Origin of the sequence: Billgrantia campisalis (assembly GCF_022341425.1) — a bacterium.
Classification (GTDB): domain Bacteria; phylum Pseudomonadota; class Gammaproteobacteria; order Pseudomonadales; family Halomonadaceae; genus Halomonas; species Halomonas campisalis.
On record NZ_JABFUC010000035.1, the window covers coordinates 1 to 2,386 of the forward strand.

The following is a 2,386-nucleotide window of genomic DNA, read 5'->3' on the forward strand; positions in this document are numbered from 1 at the left end:
GTCACCGCCCCGGAGCCGATGCACTCCATCAGTGCCGCCACCGAGCTGGCGTGGCAGAGCCGGGTGCAGTGGTCGACGTGGTTGGAGCCGAAGCCGACGCGCACCAGCTTCTGGAACAGCCAGGCCTCCTCATTGGAGCACTTGGCGCTGCCGAAGCCGGCGAGGCCATCGGGCCCCTGGGCCGCCTTGATCGCCTTCAGGCCGTCGGCGGCGAGATCCAGCGCCTCCTCCCAGCTCGCCTCGCGGAAGTGGGTCAGGGGGGTGGCCGGATCGAAGGCAGGGTCGAGCCCTTTGGGCACGCCGGACCGGCGGATCAGCGGCCGGGTCAGCCGCGAGGGGTGGTTGGGGTAGTCGAAGCCGAATCGCCCCTTGACGCACAGGCGGTTTTCGTTCGAGGGGCCGTTGCGCCCCTCGACGAACAGGATGCGCGCTGACGCCGGAGCTGATCCGGCGTCAGGGCTACGGGGAGGCGCTACAAGTCCTTCCCTAGAGGCTACCTCGGCCATCCCTGGTCCTCGGACCTCCCCTTCGCCCTGCCCCCGACGCTCCTCAGCTGGGAGGGGTTCATCCTTCACGTAGTAGGTGAGCTGGCAGCCCACCCCGCAGAAGGGGCAGACCGAGTCGACGCGGCGGTCGGCCGCCCGTGAATCGCCGCGGCCCTGTTCATCGATCAGGGTCGCCGGCATCAGCGCCCCGGTGGGGCAGGCCTGGACACACTCGCCGCAGGCCACGCAGGTGCTGTCGCCCATGGGGTCGTCGAAGTCGAAGACGATCTTCGCGGCCGCCCCGCGATGGGCCAGGCCGATGACGTCGTTGCCCTGGACCTCGCGGCAGGCGCGCACGCAGAGGTTGCACTCGATGCAGGCGTCGAGGTTGACGTTCATCGCCGAATGGGTGGCGTCATGGCCATGGGCATGGGGGAGCGAGGCCGCCCGCTCGGCGACATGGTGCACCGTGGGGGCCTCTCGCTCGGCCCGCGCCGGCAGCCGCTCGCGCACCGCGGTGGCGTCGATGGCCAGTTGGTCGGCCATGGCCCAGAAGTGGCTGGAGCGGTCGGGACTGGCGTCGCGCTCGGGCTGGTCGGCGACCAGCAGCTCCATGACGCCCTCGCGGGAGACCCGGGCGCGCTCGGAGGTGGCGCTCTTGACCACCAGGCCGGGGGCGGCCTCGCGCAGGCAGCTCGCCGCCAGCACCCGCTCCCCCTCGATCTCCACCATGCAGGCGCGACAGTTGCCGTCGCTGCGATAGCCGGGGGCGTCCTTGAAGCAGAGATGCGGAATGGTCTCGCCGGCACGCTTGGCCACCTGCCAGAGGGTCTCGCCTGCATAGGCCGTGACCTCGGCACCATCCAGGGTCAGGGTAAAGCCAGTGGTCGAGCGCTGTTCGGCCTTGCTCACAGTCATGCTCATCTCCCTCACCCCTTGACGATCACGTTCTGGGCGGCGAGTTCGCCGCGGAAATCCTTGAGCAGCCCCAGCACGGGATTGGGGGCCGCCTGACCCAGGCCACAGATGGAGGCATCCATCATCACCTGCGCCAACCGTTCGAGCGCCTCGACTTGCCACTCATCGCGCTCGAGCAGCGCGAGCATCTTCTCGGTGCCCACCCGGCACGGCGTGCACTGGCCGCAGGACTCGTCGGCGAAGAAGGCCAGCAGATTGGTGGCCACCGCCTTCAGGTCGTCCTGGTCGGAGAGCACGATGATCGCCGCCGAGCCGATGAAGCAGCCGTGCTCCTGAAGCGTATCGAAGTCCAGCGGAATGTCCGCCTTGCTGGCCGGCAATATGCCGCCGGAAGCACCGCCGGGCAGGTAGCCCACCAGCCGGTGCCCCGCGGCCATGCCGCCGCCGTACTCCTCGATCAGCGCGTTCAGGGTGATGCCGGCGGGGGCCAGGTGGACGCCGGGGCGTCTGACGCGCCCCGAGAGCGAAAAACTGCGCAGGCCCGACCGGCCGTGGCGGCCCTGGCCGGCAAACCAGTCGGCCCCCTTCTCCCAGATCAGCGGGATCCAGTAAACGGTCTCGACGTTGTTGACCAGGGTGGGCCGGCCGAAGAGCCCCTTCTGGGCGACGAAGGGCGGGCGATGACGCGGCTTGCCCGGCTTGCCCTCCAGGGATTCGATCATCGCCGACTCCTCGCCGCAGATGTAGGCCCCGGCGCCGCGGCGCAGCACGATATAGCCCGGCGTCACCAGGCCGGCCGCCTCCAGCTCGGCGATCGCCTCGCCGAGAACGCGATGCAGGCCGGGGTACTCGTCACGCAGGTAGATATAGAGCGCGCAGGCCTCCACCGCCCAGGCGCTGACCAGGGCGCCTTCCAGGAAGCGGTGCGGTTCCCGCTCCAGATAGTAGCGATCCTTGAAGGTGCCGGGCTCGCCCTCGTCGGC

The 2,386-nt window shown here is 69.8% G+C and carries 2 protein-coding genes; both read right to left on the reverse strand.

The annotated features are described in order from the left end of the window. A partial coding sequence (locus HOP52_RS19445; protein ID WP_238979185.1) for a 2Fe-2S iron-sulfur cluster-binding protein occupies positions 1–1,403 on the reverse strand: 1,403 nt, incomplete at its 3' end. An 11-nt stretch (positions 1,404–1,414) separates the two neighbouring features. Next, positions 1,415–2,386 (reverse strand): NADH-ubiquinone oxidoreductase-F iron-sulfur binding region domain-containing protein (locus HOP52_RS19450; protein ID WP_238979186.1); only part of this gene is annotated, 972 nt, incomplete at its 5' end.